Raw genomic sequence first — 25,008 nt, forward strand, 5'->3', positions numbered from 1 at the left:
ATGACCATCTAGCAAACGTTAAGAACAGAAATCCGGAGTCGGTGAACGACCCGTAAAGATCTTTCAGGAGGGAATCATGACCGCTGTTCTGTTCGACGAAGTGATGATGGTGGCCGCCGCGCCGCGGCCGACAGTAGCGCCCGCCCCGAAGCGGACCCCTCGCCCGCCGCTCGCCGGGGGTGACCCGATGGTCGACGCGGCCTCTCGTTTGCTGAGCATCCCGCTGCGCCACCTGTACGCGGCGCTGTGGCGGGTGGGTGTCATCGAGGTCACGGCCTAGCGGCGCCATGCGCTAACGTCGACGGGTGGCTCGGATCCGGAAGCTCGTCGCAGCCCTCAGCCGCCGTGGCCCGCACCGCGTTTTGCGCGGTGACCTGGCCTTCGCCGGTTTGCCGGGCGTGGTGTACACGCCCGAATCGGGGTTCAATCTGCCGGGCGTGGCGTTCGGCCACGACTGGCTCGCCGGCGCCGCCCGCTACTCGGGCCTGCTGGAGCACCTGGCGTCGTGGGGCATCGTGGCCGGGGCGCCCGACACCCAGCGGGGCCTGGCGCCCTCGGTGCTGAACCTGGCCTTCGACCTCGGCACCGCCCTCGACATCGTCGCCGGGGTGCGGCTGGGGGCCGGCAACATCAGCGTGCATCCCGCCAAGCTCGGCGTGGTGGGCCACGGTTTCGGCGGCTCGGCGGCAGTGTTCGCCGCGGCCGGCATGCCCGACAAGCCCGCGGCGGCGGCGGCGCTGTTTCCGTCGGTCACCAATCCCCCGGCCGAACAGCCCGCCGCGACCCTGAAGGTCCCCGGTCTGATCCTGACCGCGCCGGGAGACCCGAAATCGCTGAACTCCAACGCCCTGGCGCTGGACGCGGCGTGGTGCACCGCGACGCTGCGCATCGTGCACAAGGCCGAATCCGGCGGGCTGGTCGAGGGCCGCCGGCTGGCCAAGGTGGTCGGGCTGGCCGGCCCCGACCGGCGCACGCAGCGCTCGGTCCGGGCGCTGCTGACCGGTTACCTGCTCTACGCGCTGGGCGGGGACAAGACGTACCAAGCCTTTGCCGATCCGGACGCGAAGCTGCCGCGCACCGATCCGGTGGATCCCGAGGCGGAGCCGATCGCCCTCGAGGAGAAGGTCGTCGCGTTGCTGAAGTAGGCAGGCGCGCAAGCGCGTCAGCTCGCGGCGTCTCCCAGGCAGTGGCCCTGGTCTTTGAGAATCGTGCCGCCGTGGGCGTTGGCCAGCGCCGCGGCCTCGGCTTCGTCGCTCGTCGGACCCCAGCCCCCGAAGTACTTGGTTTGTGCGGCGTTCTTGGCCAGCGCGACGCACCCGCCCGCCCCGCTGGCCAGAACGCGGCAGTCGCTGACCCGCTTGCGACACTCCGACATCACCAGCTGCTCGGCGGCGGATCGGCTGGACTGCCCGACATAGATACCGGAGATATGCCCGGTGGAATCCGATATCGCCATCGCGATCCAATTGTCGTCCGCATTCGCGATGGGGGTTGCTGCGAATGCCGCGCCAATGGCGATCGCCGCCGCTACCAGCTTCTTCATGAGTCTTCCCGCCCCAATTCCTTTTGCCCCGCATTGTTGCCGCGCAAGCAAGAAGACTATTACAGGGCACGACTTTGCGCGACGGGAGCAATTCCGCACAACGCCCGGCCGACCGCGGCGCGCCGCCGCCGTCGTGGTATCTGTCGTGGATGCGAATCGGGATCGCTCTGGATTACTCGGGCGGGTTTCACGAAGGCGTCGACCGCATCGTGGAACTCGAGAAGGCCGGCATCGACGTCGCGGTGGTGGCCGAGGCCTATTCCTTCGACGCCGTCAGCCAGCTCGGGTATCTGGCCGCCAGGACCAGCACCGTCGAGCTGGCCTCGGGGGTGTTTCCCATCTACATCCGCACGCCGTCGCTGCTGGCGATGACCGCCGCCGGCCTGGATTTCGTGTCCGACGGGCGATTCCGGCTCGGCATCGGCACCTCCGGGCCCCAGGTGATGGAGGGGTTCCACGGCGTCGAGTTCGACGCCCCGCTGGGCCGCACCCGCGAGATCGTGGAGATCTGCCGGCAGGTGTGGCGCCGCGAGCGGGTCCAATACGCCGGCAAGCACTACCAGATCCCGCTGCCCGCCGACCGCGGCACCGGCCTGGGCAAGGCCCTGCAGCTCATCAATCACCCTGTTCGCGAACGCATTCCGATCTCCATCGCGGCGCTGGGCCCCAAGAACGTGGAACTGACCGCCGAGATCGCCGAGGGCTGGCAGCCCGTCTTCTACCTCCCGGAGAAGGCCCACCTGGTGTGGGGCGAGGCGCTGGCCGCCGGGGCCGCCAAACGCGACCCGGCGCTGGGGCCCCTCGACGTCATGGTGCACGCGTCGCTGGCCGTCGGCGACAACGTCGAAGAGCGGCTGGCCTGGGTCAAGCCGCAGCTGGCCCTCTACCTCGGCGGCATGGGCGCCAAGGGCCGCAACTTCTATCACAACCTGGCCACCCGCTACGGGTTCGGCGAGGTCGCCGATCGGATCCAGGAGCACTACCTGTCGGGCCGCAAGGGCGAGGCGATCGCCCTGGTGCCCGACGAACTGGTGCGCGGGATGTCGCTCGTCGGCCCCCGCGGGTACGTCGCCGAACGCCTGGCCGCCTTCGCCGAAGCCGGCGTGACGACACTGTTGGTGAGCCCGCTGGCCGCCGACGCGCGCGAAGGCGCGCGTTTCGTCGAGGACGTGCTCGCGCTGCGGCCCGCCTGAGCCCTCATCGCCCCGCCTGCGGAAGCTGGTCGGCGGCGATCTCGCACGGCGTTGATGCCTCGGTTGCCGGGGGCGCCGGATCGGCAACAGGGGCCGGCGGCTCGGCAACCGGCGCGGCCGGATCGGCAACCGGCGCAGGCGGCTCGGCAACCGGCGCGGCCGGCGCGGCGACCGGTATCGCCTCTTCGGCGGGCTTCGCCGCCGCGGTGTCAGTCACCTTATCGGCGTCTTTGACCTCGTCCGGCTCGTCGGGCTTGTCCTCGGCGTCCTCGGCATCGTCGGGATGGAACGGATCCTCGTCGCCGAACGCATCGGCAGTGTCAGCGGGATCAACCGCCGAACCCAGCAGGGAACCCATCGCTTCGACGATCCGGTTGGCCAGACCACCCAGACCGCTCAGGCCGCCGCCCACGTCGCCCGCGGGCATGGCCGAGGCGGTCCCCAGGTCAGGAAGGGGCGGCGCTGGGATCGCCGCAGTCGGCGACGGCATCGCCGGAGGCGGCCCCGGAACGGGATCCGCCGGCCGCCCGGGGAACGGGGCGGACGCAACCACCGCGGACGGACCCGGAGGGCTTGCCGCGCGCGGCTGATAACCGGGCCCGAGATCGCTGGGCACCTCGAAGCGCGCCGGCGGCGCGGCGGCCATCCTGTCGATGACCATGTCGTAGGACGTGTCCACACCTTCGACCGTCGAACGCATCGTCGTCAGCCAGTCGTCGTGAATCTCGTTGTCCACGTAGGGCTGTATCTGCTCACGGACCACGTCCTCGGCGCCCGCCCGATCGCCCACCCCGGTCGTGATCGCGGCGGCCGCGGCCAACCACCCCGGTTGCTGCGCCCGCGTTCGATCGTCGATGGCGATGGCCGCCGCGACCTTGGAGTCGACCAGGTACCACAGGTTGTCGCGCAGGGACTCGCACCGCTGGGCGGCCGCGCGGACCTCCGTGGCGACAGCGCTCGCGGCGTCGCAATGACGCTCGAGGAACCGAACCGCGGACTCCCCGCCGGGGCCCGCCCATGCCGCCGCCAGGTCGGCAAGCTGTGCGCGCTGCAGCCGCAGCGCTTCGGCGACCGCCGCGCCCGCCGCCCGCAGTTCGGTGCAGTCGCGATGGAGCGCGCGAAGGTCGAGGCCTTCTTCGCTGTCATACCACTCGCGAATCCGCAAGGGATGCGACGTCATTTCGGGGTATCGATAGCCGAGCGCGTGGCAGGCCCGCACGTAGGTCTGGGTGTGCTCGACGGCGGGCCTGCCCTCGGCGAGGCGCTCGGCGACGTCCAGCCGTTCGGCCACGGTCACGCGATCCGCGCCGCGGCGTACAGCTCGGCGTCGGCGTAGCAGTCAGCGCCCGCGCGCAGCGCCGCGGCGGTGTCGGTCGCCGCCCGCGACCATTGCGTCACCTCGGCCGTCAGTCGCTCCAGTTGGACGCGCAGGGCGTCGCCGCGAGCGGTGTGCGCCCGGCCTGCGCCGGCCCCGCCGAAAGCCAAGCGCGACAGGTGATCTCCCACGGCACGGTCGAGGAGTTCGGCGGCCGCGCCCAGCTGGTCGGCGACCTTGTGTACCCCTGAGCTATCGAGTCTCATGCCTAATCCGACGCCCGGCTCCGCGCCGGGGTTCCCGCAGAGCCGGATCAGCGCGCGGCGCTCACCGCTTCGGCGACCGCGGTGGCGACCCGCTGCGCCAAGCCCTCTTCGGGCGCCTCCACCATGACCCGGATCATCGGCTCGGTTCCCGAGGGGCGCAACAGGATTCGGCCCGTGTCGCCCAGTTCGGCCTCGGCCTGTTCGACGGCGGTCTGCACCGAGGGCGCCGCGGCGGCGGTGGCCTTGTCGGCGACCTTGACGTTGATCAGCACCTGTGGCAGCGACCGCATCACCGAGGCGAGGTCGGCCAGCGACGAGCCGGTCTGCACCACGCGCGTCATCAGCCGCAGGCCGGTGACGATGCCGTCGCCGGTGGAACCGACCGCGGGCATCACGATGTGGCCGGACTGCTCCCCGCCGAGGCTGTAGTCGCCGGCGCGCAGCTCCTCCAGGACGTAGCGGTCGCCGACGCCGGTGGTGCGCACCGCGATGCCGGCCGAGCGCATCGCCAGGTGCAGCCCGAGGTTGCTCATCACGGTGGTCACCAGCGTGTCGGAGGCCAGTTCGCCGGCGTCCCGCATCGCCAGCGCGAGCACGACCATGATGTGGTCGCCGTCGACGAGGTCACCGTTGGCGTCGATGGCCAGGCAGCGGTCGGCGTCGCCGTCGTGCGCCAGACCCAGGTCGGCTCGGTGCTCGAGGACCGCCGCCTTGAGCGAGTCCAGGTGGGTCGAGCCGCAGCCGTCGTTGATGTTGAGCCCGTTGGGGTCGGCGTTGATCGCGATCACCCGGGCGCCGGCCGCGCGGTAGGCGCGTGGGGCCACCGACGACGCCGCGCCGTGGGCGCAGTCGACCACCACCGTGAGACCTTCCAGCCGCAGCGTGGAGGTCTTGGACAGGTGGCGCAGATAGCGGTCGGCGGCGTCCTCGGCGTCGACGCGGCGGCCGATCCCGGCGCCGACCGGGCGCAATCCCGGTCCGGCCGCGACTAGCTCCTCGATCTGATCCTCGGTGTCGTCGTCGAGCTTGTGGCCGCCGGGGCCGAAGATCTTGATGCCGTTGTCGGGCATCGGGTTGTGCGACGCCGAGATCATCACCCCGAAGTCGGCGTCATACGCGCCGGTCAGGTACGCCACCGCGGGCGTGGGCAGCACCCCGACCCGTAGCGCGTCGACGCCCTGGCTGGTCAGCCCGGCGATCACGGCGGCCTCCAGCATTTCGCCGCTGGCCCGGGGGTCGCGGCCGATCACGGCGACCCGCCGGCCCGGCCCGTCGGAACTCGCCAGATGCCGGGCCGCCGCGGCGCCCAGGGCCAGCGCCAGCTCGGCGGTCAACTCGCGATTGGCGACCCCGCGGACACCGTCGGTGCCGAATAGTCGACCCATGCGCTAAAACCTCTCACAATTGCTGGTCGTTCACCTAACGTGCCCGTTCTTTTCTGACCGAAACCATGCGTACGGGTGCGCAGACACGCCGCAACGTTGCCAAGTTGCGGCCAGAAAGAAACGCTGATCAGCGCTTGCTGTACTGAGGCGCCTTGCGCGCCTTCTTCAGCCCGTACTTCTTGCGCTCGGTGGCACGCGGGTCGCGGGTGAGGAAGCCGGCCTTCTTCAGGGCGGGCCGGTCCTCCGGCGAGGCCACGATCAGCGCCCGGGCGATGCCCAGGCGCAGCGCGCCGGCCTGACCCGACGGGCCGCCGCCGTGCAGCAGGGCGAAGACGTCGAAGCTTTCCACCCGGTCGACGGTCACCAGCGGGGCCTTGATCAGCTGCTGGTGCACCTTGTTGGGGAAATAGTCCTCCAGGCTGCGGCCGTTGAGGTCGAACTTGCCGGTGCCGGGAACGAGGCGCACCCGCACCACGGCCTCCTTGCGGCGGCCGACGGTCTGGATGGGCCGCTCGAAGACGAACGCCTCGGCAGGCCGGGCGGCCGGAGCCTCGGCCGGGGTTTCCGGGGTTTCCGGGGTTTCCGGGGTTTCCGGGGTCGCTGGGGTCTCTGCGGCCTCGGCGGTCTCTAAGGCCTCGGTCGTTTCGGTCACTGGGCCACCTGCTTGATCTCGTACGGAACCGGCAGCTGAGCGGTGTGGGGATGCTCCGGACCTGCGTAGACGCGGAGCTTGCGCTGGATCTGACGGCTGAGCTTGTTCTTGGGCAGCATGCCGACGATGGCCTTCTCCACGACGCGGGTCGGGTGCTTTTCCAACATCTCGCCGGTCGTGCGCGAGTGCAGGCCGCCGGGATACCCCGAGTGGCGGTAGGCCAGCTTTTGCTGCAGTTTGTCGCCGGACAGGGCGACCTTCTCGGCGTTGATGACGATGACGAAGTCACCGCCGTCGACATTGGGCGCGAACGTCGGCTTGTGCTTGCCGCGCAACAGGTTGGCTGCCGCGACGGCAAGGCGGCCAAGCACCACGTCCGTGGCGTCGATGACGTACCACGACCGTGTGGTGTCACCCGCCTTGGGCGCATAGGTGGGCACAGTGCTTACCTTCTCTTCTTCTCGAAGTGGATCCCGGGTCGAGCCGGGTGCCGGTCAGGCGTTCACGGTGGGTCCAAAAGGAAGGGTTCTCGGCGACCGACATTGACCCGAGGCCCCGGCGTTCCGCACGCCAACCGAGCAGCATACCGATGCGCATCCCCGCAGGTCAAAATGACTGTGTGGTCCCGGCGGCTCTCCACCGCCGGGACCACACAGGGGCCACGGAGCTACCTTGCCCAAACGCCGGCGGCCCGGCGGTCGGCGTCCGCCATCTCCTCCGCGCCGTCGCGCACCGCATTTCCCAGGTCGACCAGTATCTCGTTCAGCGCAGTGGCCGCCTGGTGCCACTTCAGCTGCTCGACCTGGTACGCAGCGGCCGCCTCGCGGGTCCACAGCTCTCGCAGCGGGGCGATCTGCGAGCTCAACTCGTCCAGCGCCGCGTTGAGACGGGCAGCCGTCGCATGGATTTCCTGGCGGATCGAGTATTCGATTTCGCCGAAGTTGTAGGACAGGACCTGATCCACGGTCGATCCGTCCCTCAGAGGTTCCCGCCGGCGGCGGCGATGCGGTGGGCATGGTCCTCGCCGGCCTCCAGCAGCGCCGCCTCGTTGCGCCGGATCGTCTCGGCGATCGTGTGCAAGACGTGGTAGAGCCGCGTCGACTCGGCGTTCCAGCGATCCACCACATCTTTGAACCGCGCCGCCGCGAGCCCGCCCCACACGGGGCGCGGCACAGTGTTCATGCGGCCGATGAAGGCCTGCAGCATCGCCCGGATCTCGTCGTTGCGCGCGTCCGTCGTGGCCGCGACCGAGCGCATGAGGCCGAAGTCGGTGCTCAGTGTGTTCGCCATATCAGATTGGACCGCAAGGGACGGCATTCGGTTCCGACGGATTGGTCGGCTCAACCGATCGCGTGGGCGGACCGCACCGCCTGTTCACACGCATCGCGGACGGCCTCCTCGCGGGCGGGACGGCTCTGGCACCCGACGCTGATCCGGACGGGCCCGTCCAGCAGCACGATCCATCGGACCTGGTGCGTGGCGCGCACTTCGCGATAGGTCACCGCCGGGCGGCCCGCGCTGCTTCCGGAGGGATTGAAGTCGACGAACACCCCGGTGGGCTCCGCGTCGATCGCGCGTTTCAAACGCTCGGCGGTGCCTCTCAGCGTTTCGCCGGGCACCGGCGACTGGGTGAGGTGCAACGCCACTTCGGGATCCGCCGGGGACGTGACCTGCACCCGGGCTGACCCCGGCCCCGTGATCAACCGCTGCGCGGACCAGTCCGCGGGCACCGTGAGCGCCACGCGGCCCTCGACCAGAAACGTCGTGGGCGCCGCAAGCACGGCGGCCGGCGGAGAAGGGCCATGCCCGCCGCGGGGCGCACTGCCCGAGATCGCCAGCGGCAAGGCCGTGAGCACCAGGGCGGCCGCCGCAAGCCCGCCGGCCGTCCGCGCACGGGATCGAACTCCCCTGGTTTCGGCGTTGACCGCCGATCCGCGCGCTTCGTCCGGGAGCGAAGCAGCCGACTGGGCCAACCGCGCCAACCGGGCGTCTCCGATCTCGACCGCTGCGCGGCCGCTCTCGCGCACGGCGTCAGCGATCAACGCCGCGAGGGCCGGCGCGCCGCTCACCGTGCTGGGTGCGTCGATCAGGATCGCCGCGGCGGTCATGCCGGCGATGACCGTCGCGACCTCCTCGGCAACCGAATGCGCTTCCGCCACCCGCGGTATCGCCGCGACCTCGGCGCCGGTGATCGCGACGAGCCGCTCGGCGATCTCCACCACAACGACTGCCCCAGCGTCGCTTTGGGCCTCGGGTGCCCGCCTCAGCAGCCACGATCTGGGACGCGCCAGCGCGTTATCGCCCAGGTTCTTGGCGGCGCGGGTCACCCGGTCGACCCGCGATGACGGCCACCAGGACGGATGCACGACGACCAGGCCGTCGCCGTTGGCACATTTCATCGACCGCAGCGCGGCGCGCCACAGCGAATCGACGGCGACCGGACGGCCATCGACCAGCGCCACCCGATCGTCTACCGCGGCGAGCGCCTCCCGGACGACCTCGCAAAGGTCCTCGTCAGCGACCTTGCCTGTCCCACAACACAATCGGCGGATTGTGCCCGGGCCAGCCTCGAGGACCGCCCGATGACGTGTCATGGGGGCGGACTCCAGGCCACTTGCACAACCTGTCCGTCACCGGCGCGGGTCATCAGAAGACCACGTCCTGGCGGCATCGGCCGTGGGCGCCCGCCACCCCACGATGCGCCCTCGTCCGGACGCCTACTCATCATCAGCGTCATGCAGCCGAGGTCGCGCAGGCCCGCCAACAACGGCTCGAACAGGGCGCGCTCGGCGCCCCCGCTGCGCCGCGACACCACCAGATGCAATCCCAGATCCCTTGCGTAGGGCAGGTATTCGACGACGGCAGCGAGCGGGTTGCCCGCCGCGGTGGCCACCAGGTCGTAGTCATCCACCAGGACGTAGTAGTCGGGCCCCGACCACCACGACCCGGCGCGCAGCTGCGCCTGGGCGGCGTCCGGCGGCGGCATCCGGCGCCGCAGCGCGTCGAGCAGACGCGGTAGCAGCCGGCCCAGCGCGGCCGCGGACATTGCGTAGCCGCCGAGATGTTCCGATTCGACGACGCCCAACAGGGCGCGGCGATAATCGACGATCAGCAACTGGGCTTCCGCGGCGGTCTTGGTTCGAACGATCTCGCGACACAGGGTCCGCACCGTGGCCGTCTTCCCACACTCGTTATCGCCGAGGATCAGTAAATGTGAGTGTTGACCGAAATCTATTGCGACCGGCGCCAACCGGCGTTCCTCCACGCCGAGCAGGATCCGCGCACCAAGTTGCGCACCGGCCCGCTGGACGACGGCGTCCCGGTCCACGCGCGGGGGAAGCAGCGGTATCGGCGGCGCGGCCTCTGAACCGTCACAGATCCGCTCGGTGGGCAAAGCGATGACCATGTGCAGGCCCTCGCGGGACAGGCCGCGGCCCGGGCTGTCAAGGGGTACTTGCTGCGCCCGCTTGCGGTCGATCTCGGAATCCGCGGGGTCGCCCAGCCGCAACTCGATGCGGGTGCCGATCTGATCCCGCAGCGAGGGTCTGATCTCGGCCCAACGCGATGCCGACAACACCACATGCACACCGAACGAAAGCCCCTGCGCCGCAAGGGCGGCGATGGGCGCCTCGAGTTCCTCGAACTCCTGCCGCAGGCTCGCCCACCCGTCGGCGACGAGGAAGACGTGGGCGAACGGATCGCTGTCCCGCGCTGCGCGGCCTCGGTGGTTCTCCCGTCGGCGGACAACGGATTCCAACTCGGCGACCACACGCCGGACCAGCTCCGGTTCGGCCCGCCCGGCGACGGCACCCACATGCGGCAGGGCGCGCAGCGAGCCCAACACTCCGCCGCCGAAGTCAAGGCAGTAAAACTGCACCCGCCCCGGGCCATGGGTGGCCGCCAACGCCGTGATGAGCGTGCCCAGTGCCGTCGACTTGCCCGATCGGGGCGCGCCGACGATCGCCACATTGCCCGCGGCTCCCGACAGCTCCACCATCAGCGGCGTGCGGCACTGCTCGAAGGGGCGGTCGACGACGCCGATCGGTGCGGTGAGGCCGCCGGCCGCCGGTGGTGCGTCCCGCAGCAGGGTGTCCAGGGCCGGGGCCGCCCCCAGCGGCGGCAGCCAAACTTGGTGCGCGGGCGGTCCATGTCCGGTGAGCCGGTCGAGCACGGATTCCAGGACGGACCGAGTGGCCGAGCAGTCCGGCCCGGACGCGCGGGTGACCGCGCCGACCGGCCGAGTGCTGAATACCCGTACCGACGCCGTCGGCGCGGGAGCCTGCGCTCCCGCCGCCACCCGTCCCGAAACAAATGAGGCCTGAAAACGAATCGGCTCGCCGCTGCTCGTCCGCAGGAATCCCGCGCCGGGCGTGTTGGGCAATTGGTATCCGTCAAGCGTCCCCAGGACCGCACGCGATTCGGCGGCGGACAGGGTCTTCAGGCAGATCCGATAAGAGAGGTGGGCGTCCAGGCCGCGCAGCCGGCCCTCATCGAGGCGCTGACTGGCCAGCAGCAGGTGCATGCCCAGCGACCGGCCGAGCCGGCCGATCGCTACGAACATGTCGGCGAACTCGGGGTGCTGGCTGAGCATTTCGGAAAACTCGTCGACGATGATCAGCAACGTCGGCAAGGCCTCCGTCCGGCCGCCGGCCCGGCGCGCGCGTTCGTAGGCCGCGACGCCGGCGCACCGCGCCGCTCGCAGCAGCCGTTGCCGACGGTCCATCTCACCGGCCAGCGCATCATGCATCCGCGCCACCAGCGGCGCCTCGTCGGCGAGGTTGGTGACGACGGCGGCGACGTGCGGCGCGCGCGCCAAATCGAGAAACGTTGCGCCCCCCTTGAAGTCGATGAGCAGCAGGTTGAGCGCCGCCGGGGAGTTCCGGGCTACCATCCCCAGCGCGATGGTGCGCAGCAGCTCCGACTTGCCCGAGCCGGTGGCACCCACACAGAGCCCGTGCGGGCCAACACCGTTTTCCGCCGCCTCTTTGATATCCAATTCCAGTGGCGCGCCGTCGAGCGCGACTCCGATGCGGACGCGCAGCCGAGCGCGGTGATCTTGGCTGCGCCACAACGCCGTCGGATCGAAATCGGTGAGATCTCCGAGCCCCGCCGAGTCCTGCCAGGCGCCGTGCGGTGCCGAGGCAACCCGATACATCGCAAGCCGGCGCGCACACGTCAGCGCCTCCACGATGTCCATCCAGTCGGGGCATTGCAGCGCTTCGGCTTCGTCGCCGCGTCGGATCGTCACCGGCGTGCCCTCGCGGCCGGAACCGACCTCGAGGAGCGTGGCACCCGTGATCGCGCCGGGGGTAGCGGGCTCCCCGAGGTCCGCGACCACGATCGCATGGGGTCCCACACCTACCAGCGCCCGCTGCACCTCCGCTGGACTTCGATACACCATCCGGGCGGAACCCACCGCATCCGCGGCAATCGGATGTTGATTGTGCGGCAACCACTTCAGCCAATCCCAATACTCTCGGTTCGCGTCGCTGACCGCCCCGACTATCAGCAATCGATCCGGCGGGTGCAGCACGGCGAGCTGGCAGATCATCGCGCGCAACAGTCCGCGCACCGAGGTCGAATCGCCCTCGAGTCTGACCTTTCCGGGGCCGGACAAGGCGATCGTGACGGGCGCGTCCGCGACAATCGAATGCGCTTGGAGGAAGCGACTCAGGGCCGTGGCGGTGACGGGATCCGACGGCTCATGGGATGAAGGCTCCGGGGCCACCAACCGGATGGGCAGCGGCCGGCTTCCGACTCCCACACGGGCAACGCAGAAGTCCGGGTCGGACACGCTGCGCTCCCACATGCGCACCCCGCCGATCAACGTCCACAGCGCGTCGGGGTCCGGATGGCTACGGACCGACGAGGCACGTTGTGCGGCAGCTATTTCGGTGACGGTCACGCGCAGGCGGCTAAGGTACCAGAGGTAGTCGACGCGGTCGGCGTCGACGCCTCGCCCCTGCCGTTGGCGACGCCCGGCGGCCACCGACACCGCCATGGAAACCAGCGTCATCGCCGGAAATGCCAGGAGCGTCGGATTGCGAGTGCCCGTCGACCCCGAGCCGACGGCCGCCGCCATGACGCCGAGGCCCGCCACCGACACCACAACGGGCAGCCATCTGGGTGATCGCGGCGGCGGAAGACTTGGCGGCGCTTCGATGACGATATCGGCGGCCTCGACCGCCGGCGGCGGCCGCCGCGCCACCGGCACGAAACACTGAGTCATCTCGGCACCTCCCACCGTCGGGGCGACGGTATGCAGCGCCGGAATCGGCTGCAAGTCGCCTGTGGATAGCCGGATTCCGCGGGATGGGCAACCGGCTACCGTGCCGCTTGTCCGACGGAAGGAGGCGCCGATGGCGGGTATCGATCCGGGGCTGCGCCGTGTGTCGGTCCACGACGGCAGCACCGCCGTCGACTTGGCCCTGCCCGCGAGGGTCCCGGTCGCCGTCCTGATGCCGTCGATCATCGACTTCCTCGGCGGCCGCGACGACTGCGGTTCCGGTGAACCGGTGGCGAGGCGCTACCGACTGTCCCGGCCCGGCGCGGCCGCGTTCAGCACCTCGACAACCCTGGCGCAGCAAGGCATCCGAGACGGCGAAATGCTGATCCTGACCGAGTCCGCTACGCCGCCGCCCGCTCCGCGTTACGAGGATGTGGCAGAGGCGGTGTCGGCGACGCTGGATTCAACGGCCCGGCCCCAGAGCAGCTTGCGGCGCCGGCAAGCGGCCCGTCTGACCGGCGCGATCGCGGCGAGCGTCCTGACCGGTATCGGTGGGCTGACCCTCATGCGAAACGCGTGCACGGCCGACGTCGCCGGCGCCACCATCGGAGTCACGGTGTCGGCCGGTTTGGTGGCCCTGCTCTGTGCGGGGGTTGCGCACCGCACGCATGGGGATGCGGTCGCCGGGCTCGCGCTGGGGGTGATCGCCACCGCGTTCACCGCGGTCGCCGGCTACCTCGCGGTGCCCGGCGTCCCCGGTCTCCCCAACGTGGTGCTGGGTGCGATGACGGCGGCCGTCACCTCGGTCTTGGCGCTGCGCCTGGCTGGCTGCGGCGCGGTCACACTGACCGCCCTCGCGTGCGTCGCAACGATCATCGCCGCCGCAGCATTTGTCGGTGTGATCACCGCCGCACCGCCGCACGTCATCGGCTCGGTATCCGCGCTGATATCACTGAGCCTGCTCGGCGTGGCGGCGCGGATATCGATCGCTCTGGCCGGATTGTCGCCGCAGCTGCCACCCGCGCCGGATCTGGACGCCAGGGCGATCCGCGCCGGCACCTGGTTGACCAGCCTGCTCGCCGCGTTCGCGTGCGGGGCCACCGTGGGCGCCGTCGTTACTGTGCTCCCCGGCGCGCCGGGGCCGCCCCGCATCGTTTTCGGTGCCCTCGCGGGCGCGTTGTTGGTGCTGCGCGCTGGTCGCGGCGACGGCAGAGGCGGACTGGTGTTCGCCACGTGCGGAACAGCGGTTATCGCAACCACTTTCGCCGCCCTGGCCCGCGGTGCGCCAAGCGGAGCATGGACGGCGGCGATGACGGCAGCGCTGGTCGCCGCGGCGATGTGCCTGGGCTTTGTGGCTTCGGCGGCAGCACCGTCACCGGTGCTGCGCCGCGTCGCCGACGTGCTGGAGGGTCTGGCCCTGGTCGCGATGGTGCCCATCACGTGCTGGGTATGCGGGCTCTACGGCGCCGTCCGCGGCTTGAGTCTCACGTGAACGCGTCGCGCGCCGCGCGGCTCCTGGCGGTGTCGGCACTGGTAGCGCTACCCCACCTGGGAGCCCCTGCTGCACATGCGGTTTCGCCGCCGAGCATCGACGACAAGTGGCTGCCCAAGCCGGCGCCGCCGGCGCCGCCGTGGCCGACATTGCAACGCGAGGTTTGCGCGACGATGACGACGGACTCGACAAGGGGCCGCGACCCGTTGGCACATCTCGGCGACCTGCCCCGGGCCTGGCAACTCACTCGCGGTGGGGGACAACGCGTCGCGGTCATCGACACCGGTGTCTCATCGCACCCGAGGCTGCCCGACGTGGTGCCCGGCGGCGATTACGTATCGACCGGCGATGGCACCCAGGATTGCGACACGCACGGCACCCTGGTGGCCGGAATCATCGCCGCCGCCGCCGATTCCCAATCCGGCGGCTCCCCCGGGGTGGCGCCTGAAGCCACCGTGATCAGCATCCGCCAGTCCAGTTCGAAATTCTCCCCCGCCCGCGACCGTTCGCACGCGGCGGTCGGCGATGTGGACACCATGGCCAAGGCGGTCCGCACTGCCGCCGACCTCGGCGCGTCGGTGATCAACATCTCCTCGATTGCCTGCGTTCCGGTCGGCTCGACACTCGACGACCGAGCGCTGGGAGCCGCCCTGGCATATGCGGTCGACGTCAAGAATGCCGTCGTCGTGGCGGCGGCCGGCAACAGCGGCGGCGCGGCCCAGTGCCCACGTCAGCGGTCCGACGCGACCTGGCAGACGACCACTGTCGTGGTCAGTCCGGCCTGGTATGACGACTACGTGCTGACCGTCGGTTCGGTCAACGCCGACGGGACGCCGTCGGACTTCACGCTTGCCGGCCCCTGGGTTGATGTCGCCGCCACTGGCGAAGGCGTGACTGTGCTGGGCGCACAACCCGTTTCGGGCACCAGCTATGCGGCGCCCGTAGTCAGTGGGCTGGCCGCGCTGATCCGCTCCCGCTTCCCCGCGTTCACCGCGAGACAGGTGACGCAGCGCATCGAGGCGACCGCGCACCACCCGCCCGCCGGATGGGATCCGTTCGTTGGCAACGGCACCGTCGACGTGCTGGCCGCGGTCAGCACCGACTCCAGTCCCCCCGAAACCACCACGCCGACACCGGCGCCCGTCCCGATCGTCACGCCGCCGTCACCGACACCGCCGGATCGGCACGCCCGTGACATCGCATTGCGCGGCGCGGCCATCTGTCTGGTTGCGCTGCTGGGACTCCTCGCAGCCGGGCGGTTACGGGCCTCCGCCAACCGCGTCGCGGGCGACTGACGCGCCCTGCCTGCTCAATTCCGGTCCCGACGGCAGGGTCGCCAACACGGGCCACGGCGCCGGAATCGGCGCCGGAAGACCCAGATCGCGCGCGGCGTCGTCGTCGTGGATCGCGAACCGCACCCCCGTGTCGGTGACGAGGTAACGCGTGCCGGTTCGGTTACCGCCCCGCACATAGGCGCTCCGGGCGGGCGGCAGGAATACCCCGTCCAGCGCGGGGCCGCGGCCGTCGGCTTGAGACAGGGTCACCGCCGCCCTACCGGCCGGCAACGGCAGGCCGCCACCGATCAGGAACGAGGCGTCGAAATTTCCGGCCGGCGCGGGCCGCGACATGACGCACAAGGTGTCGCCAACGTCGAGTTCCGGTGCCCGGTCGGGGAAATCGGCCACCGGCAGCACGTTCGCGACCGCTGCGGCGCGGATCGCGTCGGGTGCGACGGTGATGGCGTTGGCGGTGCCTTGCGAATCGCTGAAGCGCAGGAGGTCGGCGGCGACGCGCCCAATGCGCTGGACTCCGGCGGGCACAACGACGTAGTACTCGTCGGCATCACCGCGCGCGATGCGCAGGACGCTGCCAACGGAAAACCCGGGCAGTCCGATCGCGGCGGCGCCCAGCCCGCGAATCCGTGGGGCGCGTATTGCCGGGGCCTCGGGCACCGCGTTGAGTAACGCCTGCGAGACGCGTTGCGGCGCACGGCGCTCCAGTCGGAGTGCACGCACCACCGCGGCATCGGAAAGGTCCACCACCGCGCGTTGTCCGTTGAAAAGCAGATAGGCCGGCGAGCCCGACGCTGGCACGACCAGGAGCGCATGGTCGGAAGCCAGGCGGTGAACCGGCGATCCTCCGGTGGGCCCGACAACGACGGTCGTCGCGCCGCTTTCGTCCGTGTCGCAGATCGTCCACACCGACTCCTCCGGGCGCAACGGCGCGCCGATCAGCTGTGGCGCGCCCGGAATGCCGAGCAACGGACCGCGCTTGGTACGGGCCAATTCGGACTCCCGCACCGGCTGCGGGTTCGCGGCCGCCGCCGCGATCAATTGCGCCGACGCCAAGTTCAGCACCGGATGCCAGGCGTCGCCCACCCGCACGTACAAGGCCCCGGATGGTTGGCCGATGACGATCCGGGCCTGTGCGAGATCCGCCTGCGGCCGCAGCACACCGAGCAACGCGCATCCCGCCACCCCGATGGCCGCCAGCACGCAGCCGACCCCCAGCGCCGCCGACTGAGCCCGCAGCGGTTCGTTCGCGGCGTGAATGTCCCGGCCCAGCACCGCGCACTCGAGGCGACGCAGCAGGAATCGGTACCCGCTGACCAGTTGCCGGTTCGTCGGCCGGCGCAGCTGTGAACGGTCCAAAATACCCTCGAAAAACTTGTGGAATCCGTCTCCCTGGTCCAGTTAAGCCGCAGGTAGACCGCGGCCGCACCCGTTATCCACAGGCCGCCGAATTTCGATTCGCGCTGGTTGCGGGTAATATTTCGGCGTGTCTTCCCACCGCATAGGTCGCTGGGTGGGCCCGGGGGTTTCTGCAGTGCTCACCACCGCCGGCCTGCTCCTGTCCCCAACGGCGACGCCGGTCGCCTCCGCCTTCGACTGCCCGGACGTCGAGGTCATCTTCGCCCGCGGCACCAACGAGCCACCCGGCCTCGGCCGGGTCGGTGACGCGTTCGTCGACTCGCTGCGCCAGCAGACCGGCCTGAACATCCTGCCCTACGGGGTGAACTACGCGGCCAGCAAGCTGCAGCTGCACGGCGGTGACGGCGCCAACGACACCATCGACCGCGTCAAGAAGAGCGTGGAAACGTGCCCCAACACCAAGATCGTGCTGGGCGGCTACTCGCAGGGCGCGTCGGTGATGGACATCGTCGCGGGCGTTCCTATCGGCGGCATCAACTGGGGCAACACGCTGCCGCCCCAGTACGCCGGCAACATCGTGGCCGTCGCCACCTTCGGCGACGTGGCCGACCGCGCCGGCGGCACGCTGCCGGCCCAGAGCGCGCTGCTCGGTTCCAAGGCGATCGACCTGTGCAATCCGCAAGACCCGATCTGCCACGCCGGTCAGGGCAACGAGTGGACCGGCCACACCGAGGGCTACGTCCCCGCGTACACCACGCAGGCGGCGGCCTTCGTCGCGTCCAAGCTGATGGCCGGGTCCAACCCGCAGGTGCCCGGCTACGGGCCGCAGACGCCCGGTTACCCGCCGCAGGCACCGGGATACGGCCCGCAGACGCCGGGTTCCGGCCCTTCCGTTCCCGGTAACGTTCCGGCGCCGAACACGCCGAACGCGCCGGCCACGGTGAATCCTCAAGCGCCGCTTGTCTAAATCGTTACCGGGCCTTGATTTTCGGCCCGTAGCCTCGTCATGTGAGGCTTATCCGCTTGGGGCTGACCGCCGCATTCCTTGCGGCGGTCGCGCTTTTCGTCGTCCCTAAGCTGTTGCCGCTGGCTTCGGCGTCGTGCCCGGACGTCGAGGTGGTGTTCGCCCGGGGCACCGACGAGCCGCCGGGCGTCGGGAAGGTGGGCCAGGCCTTCGTCAACTCGCTGCGCCAGAACACCCGCAAAAGCGTTGGCGCGTACGCGGTTAACTACCCCGCCAACAAGGACTTCCTGGCCGCCGCGGACGGCGCGAACGACGCCAGCAACCACGTCCAGCAGATGGCCAACAACTGCCCGAAGACCAAGATGGTGCTGGGCGGGTACTCCCAGGGCGCCGCGGTCATCGACATCGTCACCGCCGCACCGCTTCCCGGCCTCGGCTTCCAGCAGCCCCTGCCTGCCGCGGCCGCCGATCACGTCGCCGCCGTCGCCCTGTTCGGGAACCCGTCGGCCCGGGCGGGCGGGTTGATGAGCGCGCTGACCCCGGATTTCGACGGCAAGACCATCGACCTGTGCAACACCGGCGACCCGATCTGCTCCAACGGCAACAAGTGGAGCGCGCACCTGGGCTACGTGCCCGGGTTCACCAACCAGGCCGCAAGTTTCGCCGCCAGCCGGGTCTAATCCCGATGGTGTCGACCCGCATCGCCCGGCAACACCGCGCTCGCGATCGCCACTAGCCGGGCGTGCGCAGGTCCCGCGTGATCAAAATCCGCGCGGCCAGCTCGTCGTCGGGCGGATAATCGACGCCGACCATCGTCAACCCATGCGCGGGCGCGGCGGCGAAGTCGCTGGAGCGGTCTGTGGCCGAAAGCAATTCGCGGCACCAGGGCACCGGGCGCCGATGTTCGCCGACGGCCAGCAGCGCCCCGACCAGCGACCGCACCATCGACCAGCAGAACGCGTCGGCGGTGACGTGCGCAGTGATCAGGTCGCCGTCGCGTGACCAGTCCAACCGCTGCAGGTCGCGGATGGTGGTGGCGTTCTCCCGCTGCCGGCAGAACGCCGCGAAGTCGTGCAGCCCCACCAGATCCCGCGACGCGGTGGCCATCGCCTCGACGTCCAGGTCGCGGGGCCACGCGGTGATGTAGCGCGCCTGCTGCGGCTCCACGCCGTAGGGCGCCGTGGACAGCCGGTACACGTAGTGACGGCGCAGCGCCGAGAACCGCGCATCGAAACCCGCTGGCGCCCGGGCGATATCGAGCACCCGGACGTCGGTGGGCAAAAACCGGCCCAGGCGGCGCACCAGCGGCAGGAATTCCGGCTCACCCACCCGCGGCGCGCGCGGGTACGCGTTCGGCAACGCGTCGGCGGGGACGTCGACGTGGGCGACCTGCCCGCTGGCATGGACCCCGGTGTCGGTGCGCCCGGCCGCGCGCAGCCGCACTGGAGCGCGAAAGACCGTCGTCAGCGCCTCATCGAGAACGCCGGCAACGGTCCGCTGCCCGGCCTGGGCAGCCCAGCCCGCGAATTCCGTTCCGTCATAGGCGATGTCGAGCCGCAGACGGACCTGAAAATCCGGGTCGTTAACTCTCGTCAGCCTCGTCGTTCGCTTCGGCGGCCTCGGCCTCGGCCCTCGCGGCCACGGCCTCGTCATGCTTTTCCTCAGCGGCAGCCTCGGCCTCCGTGGCCTCGGCCTCCGTGGCTTCGGTCTCGGTCGGCTCCACGACGTCCTCGGCCGTCGGACCGACGGCTTCCTCCGGCTCGACCGCCGCCTGCGGCGCGGCCGCGGCCGCGACGGGCGCGTCAGACTTCTTCGACGCCTTGACCCGTCGCGCCCGGTCGGCCTCCGACGTCACAGTCTTCTCCCGCACCAGCTCGATCACGGCCATCGGGGCGTTGTCGCCCTTGCGCGCCTCGACCTTGATGATGCGGGTGTAGCCGCCGTTGCGGTCCGCGAAGAACGGCCCGATCTCCTCGAACAAGGCGTGCACCACGTCCTTGTCGCGGATCTTCTTGAGAACCTCTCGACGGTTGTGCAGCGTGCCCTTCTTGGCGTGCGTGATCAGCTTCTCCGCGTACGGCCGCAACGCCCGAGCCTTGGGCTCGGTCGTTTTGATCCGGCCGTGCTCGAACAGCGACGTGGCCAGGTTGGCCAGCAGGGCCTTCTGGTGCGAGGACGACCCGCCGAGGCGAGGGCCCTTGGTGGGCTTGGGCATTGCACTATCTCCTGAGTGGGGCCGGCCCCCGTATCAGGTAGGGCCGGGACGGACGTGTCGTTAGAGCTGTTCGGTTTCCGCGTAGTCCTGGTCGTCGTAGGCGGCCTCGGTGGACCAGGTGCCGGTGGCGACGTCGTAGCCGGCGACCTCGGAGGGGTCGAAGGTCGGCGGGCTGTCCTTGAGCGACAGGCCCAGCTGGTGCAGCTTGACCTTCACCTCGTCGATGGACTTCTGGCCGAAGTTGCGGATGTCGAGCAGGTCGGACTCGGTGCGGCTCACCAGCTCGCCGACGGTGTGCACGCCCTCGCGCTTGAGGCAGTTGTAGGACCGCACGGTCAGGTCCAGGTCGTCGATCGGCAGGGCGAACGACGCGATGTGGTCGGCCTCGGCCGGCGACGGCCCGATCTCGATGCCCTCGGCCTCGACGTTGAGTTCGCGTGCCAGGCCGAACAATTCGACCAGCGTCTTGCCGGCCGAGGCCAGCGCGTCGCGCGGGGTGATCGAGCTCTTGGTCTCCACGTCCAGGATCAGCTTGTCGAAGTCGGTGCGCTGCTCGACACGGGTCGCGTCCACCTTGTAGGTGACCTTGAGCACCGGCGAGTAGATGGAATCGACCGGGATGCGGCCGATTTCGGCGCCCGAGGCCCGGTTCTGCACCGCCGGGACGTAGCCGCGGCCGCGCTCGACGACGAGCTCGACCTCGAGCTTGCCCTTGTCGTTCAGGGTCGCGATGTGCATGTCGGGGTTGTGCACGGTCACGCCCGCCGGCGGCACGATGTCACCCGCGGTGACCTCGCCCGGGCCCTGCTTGCGCAGGTACATGGTGACCGGCTCGTCCTCCTCCGAGGACACGACCAGGCCCTTGAGGTTCAGGATGATGTCGGTGACGTCTTCCTTCACGCCGGGCACGGTGGTGAACTCGTGCAGCACACCGTCGATGCGGATGCTGGTGACGGCCGCGCCGGGGATCGACGACAGCAGCGTGCGCCGCAGCGAATTGCCCAGGGTGTAACCGAATCCCGGCTCCAACGGCTCGATGACGAACTGGGACCGGGTGTCGGTGAGGACTTCCTCGGCCAGGGTGGGTCGCTGTGAGATCAGCATGGTGTTTCTTCTTCTCCTTCTCGGCACCCGCTATTTGATGCCGTTCAGACCTGCGCCGGATTCAGCGCAGGGGGTCTTTACTTCGAGTAGTACTCGACGATCAGCTGCTCGGTGAGCGGCACGTCGATCTGCGCGCGCTCGGGCAGTTGGTGGATGAGGATGCGCTGGCGCTCCCCCACGACCTGCAGCCAGCTCGGGAGCGGGCGGTCGCCCGCGGTCTCCCGCGCGATCTGGAACGGCACCGTGTTCAGCGAGCCGTCCCGCACGTCGATGATGTCGTACTGCGACACCCGGTAGCTGGGGACGTCCACCTTCACGCCGTTGACGCTGAAGTGCCCGTGGCTCACCAGCTGGCGGGCCATCCGTCGGGTGCGCGCCAGACCGGCGCGGTAGACGACGTTGTCCAGCCGGCTCTCGAGAATGCGCAGCAGTTCCTCACCGGTCTTGCCGGGCTGCCGGACGGCCTCTTCGTAGTAGCGGCGGAACTGCTTTTCCATCACGCCGTAGGTGAAGCGGGCCTTCTGCTTCTCCTGCAGCTGCAGCAGGTACTCGCTCTCCTTGATCCGCGCGCGCCCGTGCTGGCCGGGCGGGTAGGGGCGCTTCTCGAACGCCTGGTCGCCGCCGACGAGGTCGGTGCGCAGCCGGCGCGACTTGCGGGTGATGGGTCCGGTGTAACGAGCCATGATGTTCTCCTAGACCCTTCTGCGCTTCGGCGGACGGCATCCGTTGTGCGGCTGCGGGGTGACGTCGGAGATCGCGCCGACCTCCAGGCCCGCCGCCTGCAGCGACCGGATCGCGGTCTCGCGGCCCGAGCCCGGGCCCTTCACGAAAACGTCGACCTTGCGCACGCCGTGCTCTTGGGCCTTGCGCGCGGCGTTCTCCGCGGCCAGCTGGGCGGCGAACGGGGTCGACTTGCGCGAGCCCTTGAAGCCGACGTGACCCGACGACGCCCAGGCGATGACGTTGCCCTGCGGGTCGGTGATCGTCACGATCGTGTTGTTGAACGTGCTCTTGATGTGCGCGGCACCGTGCGGAATATTCTTCTTTTCCCGCTTCCGGGTCTTGTGCTGCCCCTTCTTGGGGGAGCTTGCCTGCCCCTTTTTTGCTGGTGGCATTCGGTTTTACCTGGCCTTCTTCTTGCCCGCGATGGTGCGCTTCGGGCCCTTGCGGGTGCGCGCATTGGTCTTGGTCCGCTGGCCGCGCACCGGCAGGCCGCGGCGGTGCCGCAGGCCCTGGTAGCAGCCGATCTCGATCTTGCGGCGGATGTCGGCCTGCACCTCGCGGCGCAGGTCACCCTCCACCTTGAGGTTGGCCTCGATGTAGTCGCGCAGGTGGGTCACCTGGTCATCGGTCAGGTCCCGGGTGCGCAGGTCCCTGTCGATGCCGGTGGCGGCCAGGATTTCGTTGGCGCGGGTACGTCCGACGCCGAAGATGTACGTCAGCGCGATCTCCATCCGCTTGTCGCGCGGGAGATCGACGCCTACTAGTCGAGCCATAGGTGGCGTTTCCTCTTTTTCTAGGCGGAGGTCTTATCCCAGTCCGTTCCCGCTCCCAAAGTTGGGGGCGGGGCCCGGCCTCCGTCCGGGCGTGGATGAACTGGCCCATATCTAGATATGCCAGCCGTTCAGTGGTGCTGGGAGGTCTGCATTCAGTTGTCTGGGTCTGATTTTCCGGCTCGGAAGGCTCAGCCCTGGCGCTGCTTGTGGCGCGGATCGGAGCAGATCACCATGACCCGCCCATGCCGACGGATCACCCTGCACTTGTCACAGATTGGCTTGACGCTCGGGTTCACCTTCACGGCTGGTCGATCCTGTTCTGTCTTCTCGTCGGTGGTCGGTTCGGGCTTTTGTCACTTGTACCGGTACACAATGCGGCCCCGGGACAGGTCGTAGGGAGACAACTCCACCACCACCCGGTCCTCGGGCAGGATGCGGATGTAGTGCTGCCGCATCTTGCCGCTGATGTGGGCGAGCACCTTGTGACCGTTCTCCAGCTCAATGCGGAACATCGCATTGGGCAGGGGCTCGACCACGCGGCCCTCCACCTCGATGGCACCGTCCTTCTTGGCCATACTTGTCAGCAATCCTCGTCATTCGTTTCGTTCGCGTCAGCGCCCGGATCGGCGCGACATACTCACCGACTTCGAAACGTGAGCCGGTGACAGGAAATTCCTAGGGACTGGGCACGCAAAAAGTCGGCGCGAAAACGCACCGTTGGTCAACGATACCTGGTAAGGGGCCCTTACCCAAAATCGCTGCCAGAGAAATCCGGGCCGTCTCCACGACCTGCCGAACCGGGCCTGACGAGGGCATACTTGACGCCGATGAGCAGCCCCACAGACTCCGCGGTGCAGGCCCGCAAACCCGTCCTGCTGACCGTCGACGACGATCCCTCGGTCTCCCGCGCCGTCGCCCGCGACCTGCGTCGCCATTACGGCGACCGGCACCGCGTCGTGCGGGCCGAATCGGGCCCCGACGCCCTGGAGACGCTCAAGGAGCTCAAGCTGCGGGGCGAGACGGTCGCGGTGCTCATCGCCGACTACCGCATGCCGCAGATGAGCGGCATCGAATTCCTCGAACAGGCGATGGACCTGTACCCGGCGGCGCGGCGGGTGCTGCTCACGGCCTACGCCGACACCCACGCCGCCATCGATGCGATCAACGTCGTCGACCTCGACCACTACCTGCTCAAACCGTGGGACCCGCCGCAGGAGAAGTTCTACCCCGTCATCGACGGGCTGCTGGACGCGTGGCGGGCGGCGCCGGAACACCCCATTCCGCACACCAAGGTGATCGGGCACCGCTGGTCGGAGCGGTCCTGGCAGGTGCGCGACTTCCTGGCCCGCAACGGGCTGCACTACTCGTGGTTCATGGCCGACGATCCCGACGGCGAGCGGTTGCTGAAGGCCGCCGGCGCGGATTGCCTGCGGCTTCCGGTCGTCGTCACCGAGCGCGGCGACACCCTCGTCGAACCGACCGACGCGCAGCTGGCCGACACCCTGGGCCTCACCACGACGCCGTCGCAGGAGTTCTACGACCTGATCGTCATCGGCGGCGGTCCCGCGGGCCTGGCCGCCGCCGTCTACGGCGCGTCCGAGGGGCTGCGCACGGTGCTGATCGAACGCACCGCGACGGGCGGCCAGGCCGGCCAGAGCTCACGCATCGAGAACTACCTCGGCTTCCCCGACGGGGTATCCGGCGGCCAGTTGGCCGATCGCGCGCGCCGCCAAGCCGAGAAGTTCGGGGCGGAACTCATCACCGCCCGCACCGCGACGGCGCTGGAGGTGAACGGTTCCAAGCGCACCGTGCGGTTCGCCGACGGCGGCTCCATCGACGCGCACGCAGTCATCCTGGCCACCGGCGTCGCCTACCGCCAGCTGCCCGCGGAGGGCTGCGGCGAACTGACCGGCCGCGGCGTCTACTACGGGGCGGCCGTCTCCGTCGCCTCCGAGTGCGCGGGCGAGGACGTCTACGTCGTCGGCGGGGCCAACTCCGCCGGGCAGGCCGCGATGTACCTGTCCCGCGAGGCCAAGTCGGTCACCATCGTGGTGCGTGGCCCGTCGCTCGAGGCCTCGATGTCGTATTACCTGATCCAGCAGATCGAGCAGCGACCCAACATCACCGTGCGCACGTGCACCGAGGTGCGCCGCGCCGTCGGGGACGACCACCTGCAGCGGCTGATCCTGGTCGACAACAGGACCGGGGACACCGACGACGTCACCTGCGCGCGAATGTTCATCTTCATCGGGGCGGCGCCGCGCACCGACTGGCTGGACGGGATGCTCGCCCGCGACGACCACGGCTTCATCCTCACCGGGCCGGACCTGCGCAACGTGTGCGGCTGGACGCTGGACCGGCCGCCGCACCACCTGGAGACCAGCGTCCCCGGCGTCTTCGCCACCGGTGATGTCCGTGCGGAGTCCGCCAAGCGCGTCGCCGCCGCCGTCGGCGAGGGATCCATGGCGGTGATGCTGGTGCATCGCTACCTCGCCGAGAGCTAGGA

Annotated in this window: 27 protein-coding genes; 8 read left to right on the forward strand and 19 right to left on the reverse strand. The window is 69.8% G+C overall.

What is annotated here, in order from left to right; genetic code table 11:
* Positions 1-76: 76 nt before the first annotated feature.
* Together A5787_RS05535 and A5787_RS05540 are read left to right on the forward strand one after the other, a co-directional pair.
* Positions 77-280, forward strand: a complete 204-nt coding sequence (locus tag A5787_RS05535; protein ID WP_066962783.1) for an Rv1535 family protein — start codon at positions 77-79, stop codon at positions 278-280.
* A 25-nt stretch (positions 281-305) separates the two neighbouring features.
* The gene (locus A5787_RS05540) at positions 306-1,145 is read left to right on the forward strand and encodes a dienelactone hydrolase family protein (protein WP_066962786.1); all 840 of its coding nucleotides are present in this window, start codon (positions 306-308) and stop codon (positions 1,143-1,145) included.
* Positions 1,146-1,162: 17 nt separating this feature from the next.
* On the opposite strand, the gene A5787_RS05545 is transcribed toward A5787_RS05540, so the two are convergent.
* A complete protein-coding gene (locus A5787_RS05545; protein WP_066962789.1) occupies positions 1,163-1,543 on the reverse strand; it encodes a DUF4189 domain-containing protein in 381 nt (126 codons plus the stop codon).
* Positions 1,544-1,692: 149 nt separating this feature from the next.
* On the opposite strand from A5787_RS05545, the gene A5787_RS05550 reads away from it, so the two are divergent.
* Complete coding sequence (locus A5787_RS05550; RefSeq protein WP_066963075.1) at positions 1,693-2,736, forward strand: LLM class F420-dependent oxidoreductase; 1,044 nt, start codon at positions 1,693-1,695, stop codon at positions 2,734-2,736.
* Between the two features lie 4 nt (positions 2,737-2,740).
* Here A5787_RS05550 and A5787_RS05555 read toward each other — a convergent pair whose 3' ends face one another.
* From A5787_RS05555 to eccCa, 9 genes are all read right to left on the reverse strand, one after another.
* Complete coding sequence (locus tag A5787_RS05555) at positions 2,741-4,027, reverse strand: hypothetical protein (RefSeq protein WP_066963078.1); 1,287 nt, start codon at positions 4,025-4,027, stop codon at positions 2,741-2,743.
* Positions 4,028-4,029: 2 nt separating this feature from the next.
* A complete protein-coding gene (locus A5787_RS05560; RefSeq protein ID WP_066962792.1) occupies positions 4,030-4,317 on the reverse strand; it encodes a hypothetical protein in 288 nt (95 codons plus the stop codon).
* A gap of 47 nt (positions 4,318-4,364) precedes the next feature.
* Positions 4,365-5,702, reverse strand: a complete 1,338-nt coding sequence (gene glmM, locus A5787_RS05565) for a phosphoglucosamine mutase (RefSeq protein WP_066962795.1) — start codon at positions 5,700-5,702, stop codon at positions 4,365-4,367.
* 127 nt (positions 5,703-5,829) lie between these two features.
* Positions 5,830-6,354 (reverse strand): 30S ribosomal protein S9, encoded by a 525-nt coding sequence (gene rpsI, locus A5787_RS05570; RefSeq protein WP_082977084.1) that lies wholly within the window; start codon positions 6,352-6,354, stop codon positions 5,830-5,832.
* Positions 6,351-6,794: a 50S ribosomal protein L13 gene (gene rplM, locus A5787_RS05575; RefSeq protein WP_066962798.1), complete on the reverse strand. Its 444-nt coding sequence runs from the start codon at positions 6,792-6,794 to the stop codon at positions 6,351-6,353. The genes rpsI and rplM overlap by 4 nt, the downstream gene beginning before the upstream one ends.
* 227 nt (positions 6,795-7,021) lie before the next feature.
* Entirely contained in the window at positions 7,022-7,318 is a 297-nt protein-coding gene (locus A5787_RS05580; RefSeq protein ID WP_066962801.1) for a WXG100 family type VII secretion target, read from the reverse strand.
* A 14-nt stretch (positions 7,319-7,332) separates the two neighbouring features.
* Positions 7,333-7,644 carry a WXG100 family type VII secretion target gene (locus A5787_RS05585; protein WP_156763781.1) on the reverse strand — a complete coding sequence of 104 codons (312 nt, stop codon included), beginning with the start codon at positions 7,642-7,644 and terminating at the stop codon, positions 7,333-7,335.
* 50 nt (positions 7,645-7,694) lie between these two features.
* A complete protein-coding gene (locus A5787_RS05590; protein WP_066962807.1) occupies positions 7,695-8,948 on the reverse strand; it encodes a type VII secretion-associated protein in 1,254 nt (417 codons plus the stop codon).
* Entirely contained in the window at positions 8,945-12,583 is a 3,639-nt protein-coding gene (eccCa, locus tag A5787_RS05595) for a type VII secretion protein EccCa (RefSeq protein WP_066963084.1), read from the reverse strand. Before eccCa ends, A5787_RS05590 begins: the two co-directional genes overlap by 4 nt.
* 130 nt (positions 12,584-12,713) lie before the next feature.
* Between eccCa and eccD the strand changes: the two genes are divergently transcribed.
* Both eccD and mycP read left to right on the forward strand, forming a co-directional pair.
* Positions 12,714-14,072, forward strand: a complete 1,359-nt coding sequence (gene eccD, locus A5787_RS05600; protein ID WP_066962810.1) for a type VII secretion integral membrane protein EccD — start codon at positions 12,714-12,716, stop codon at positions 14,070-14,072.
* The gene (gene mycP, locus A5787_RS05605) at positions 14,069-15,367 is read left to right on the forward strand and encodes a type VII secretion-associated serine protease mycosin (RefSeq protein ID WP_369829082.1); all 1,299 of its coding nucleotides are present in this window, start codon (positions 14,069-14,071) and stop codon (positions 15,365-15,367) included. The genes eccD and mycP overlap by 4 nt, the downstream gene beginning before the upstream one ends.
* On the opposite strand, the gene eccB is transcribed toward mycP, so the two are convergent.
* Positions 15,332-16,723 (reverse strand): type VII secretion protein EccB, encoded by a 1,392-nt coding sequence (gene eccB / locus A5787_RS05610; RefSeq protein WP_304441141.1) that lies wholly within the window; start codon positions 16,721-16,723, stop codon positions 15,332-15,334. The two genes, mycP and eccB, sit on opposite strands and share 36 nt — an antisense overlap.
* Before the next feature lie 127 nt (positions 16,724-16,850).
* Here eccB and A5787_RS05615 point away from each other — a divergent pair, with 127 nt between their 5' ends.
* The gene (locus A5787_RS05615) at positions 16,851-17,690 is read left to right on the forward strand and encodes a cutinase family protein (protein WP_066962813.1); all 840 of its coding nucleotides are present in this window, start codon (positions 16,851-16,853) and stop codon (positions 17,688-17,690) included.
* Positions 17,691-17,740: 50 nt separating this feature from the next.
* The gene (locus A5787_RS05620) at positions 17,741-18,367 is read left to right on the forward strand and encodes a cutinase family protein (RefSeq protein ID WP_369829085.1); all 627 of its coding nucleotides are present in this window, start codon (positions 17,741-17,743) and stop codon (positions 18,365-18,367) included.
* Between the two features lie 52 nt (positions 18,368-18,419).
* Here A5787_RS05620 and truA read toward each other — a convergent pair whose 3' ends face one another.
* The 8 genes from truA to infA all read right to left on the reverse strand — a co-directional run bounded on the left by truA (position 18,420) and on the right by infA (position 23,077).
* A complete protein-coding gene (truA, locus tag A5787_RS05625) occupies positions 18,420-19,340 on the reverse strand; it encodes a tRNA pseudouridine(38-40) synthase TruA (protein WP_082977086.1) in 921 nt (306 codons plus the stop codon).
* Positions 19,270-19,902: a 50S ribosomal protein L17 gene (gene rplQ, locus A5787_RS05630; RefSeq protein WP_066962823.1), complete on the reverse strand. Its 633-nt coding sequence runs from the start codon at positions 19,900-19,902 to the stop codon at positions 19,270-19,272. Before rplQ ends, truA begins: the two co-directional genes overlap by 71 nt.
* A 60-nt stretch (positions 19,903-19,962) precedes the next feature.
* Positions 19,963-21,006: a DNA-directed RNA polymerase subunit alpha gene (locus tag A5787_RS05635; RefSeq protein WP_066962826.1), complete on the reverse strand. Its 1,044-nt coding sequence runs from the start codon at positions 21,004-21,006 to the stop codon at positions 19,963-19,965.
* A 77-nt stretch (positions 21,007-21,083) separates the two neighbouring features.
* Positions 21,084-21,689 (reverse strand): 30S ribosomal protein S4, encoded by a 606-nt coding sequence (gene rpsD, locus A5787_RS05640; RefSeq protein ID WP_066962829.1) that lies wholly within the window; start codon positions 21,687-21,689, stop codon positions 21,084-21,086.
* A 9-nt stretch (positions 21,690-21,698) separates the two neighbouring features.
* Entirely contained in the window at positions 21,699-22,121 is a 423-nt protein-coding gene (gene rpsK / locus A5787_RS05645; RefSeq protein WP_066962832.1) for a 30S ribosomal protein S11, read from the reverse strand.
* Between the two features lie 6 nt (positions 22,122-22,127).
* Positions 22,128-22,502, reverse strand: coding sequence for a 30S ribosomal protein S13 (gene rpsM / locus A5787_RS05650; RefSeq protein WP_066962835.1), 375 nt, complete (start codon positions 22,500-22,502; stop codon positions 22,128-22,130).
* Between the two features lie 188 nt (positions 22,503-22,690).
* Positions 22,691-22,804: a 50S ribosomal protein L36 gene (rpmJ, locus tag A5787_RS26440; RefSeq protein ID WP_003879483.1), complete on the reverse strand. Its 114-nt coding sequence runs from the start codon at positions 22,802-22,804 to the stop codon at positions 22,691-22,693.
* Between the two features lie 51 nt (positions 22,805-22,855).
* On the reverse strand, positions 22,856-23,077 hold the full coding sequence (infA, locus tag A5787_RS05655; RefSeq protein WP_003418601.1) for a translation initiation factor IF-1: 222 nt from the start codon (positions 23,075-23,077) through the stop codon (positions 22,856-22,858).
* Between the two features lie 252 nt (positions 23,078-23,329).
* Between infA and A5787_RS05660 the strand changes: the two genes are divergently transcribed.
* Positions 23,330-25,006, forward strand: a complete 1,677-nt coding sequence (locus A5787_RS05660) for an FAD-dependent oxidoreductase (RefSeq protein ID WP_066962838.1) — start codon at positions 23,330-23,332, stop codon at positions 25,004-25,006.
* The last annotated feature ends 2 nt before the right edge of the window (positions 25,007-25,008 follow it).

It is taken from the genome of Mycobacterium sp. 852002-50816_SCH5313054-b (assembly GCF_001667185.1).
GTDB lineage: Bacteria > Actinomycetota > Actinomycetes > Mycobacteriales > Mycobacteriaceae > Mycobacterium.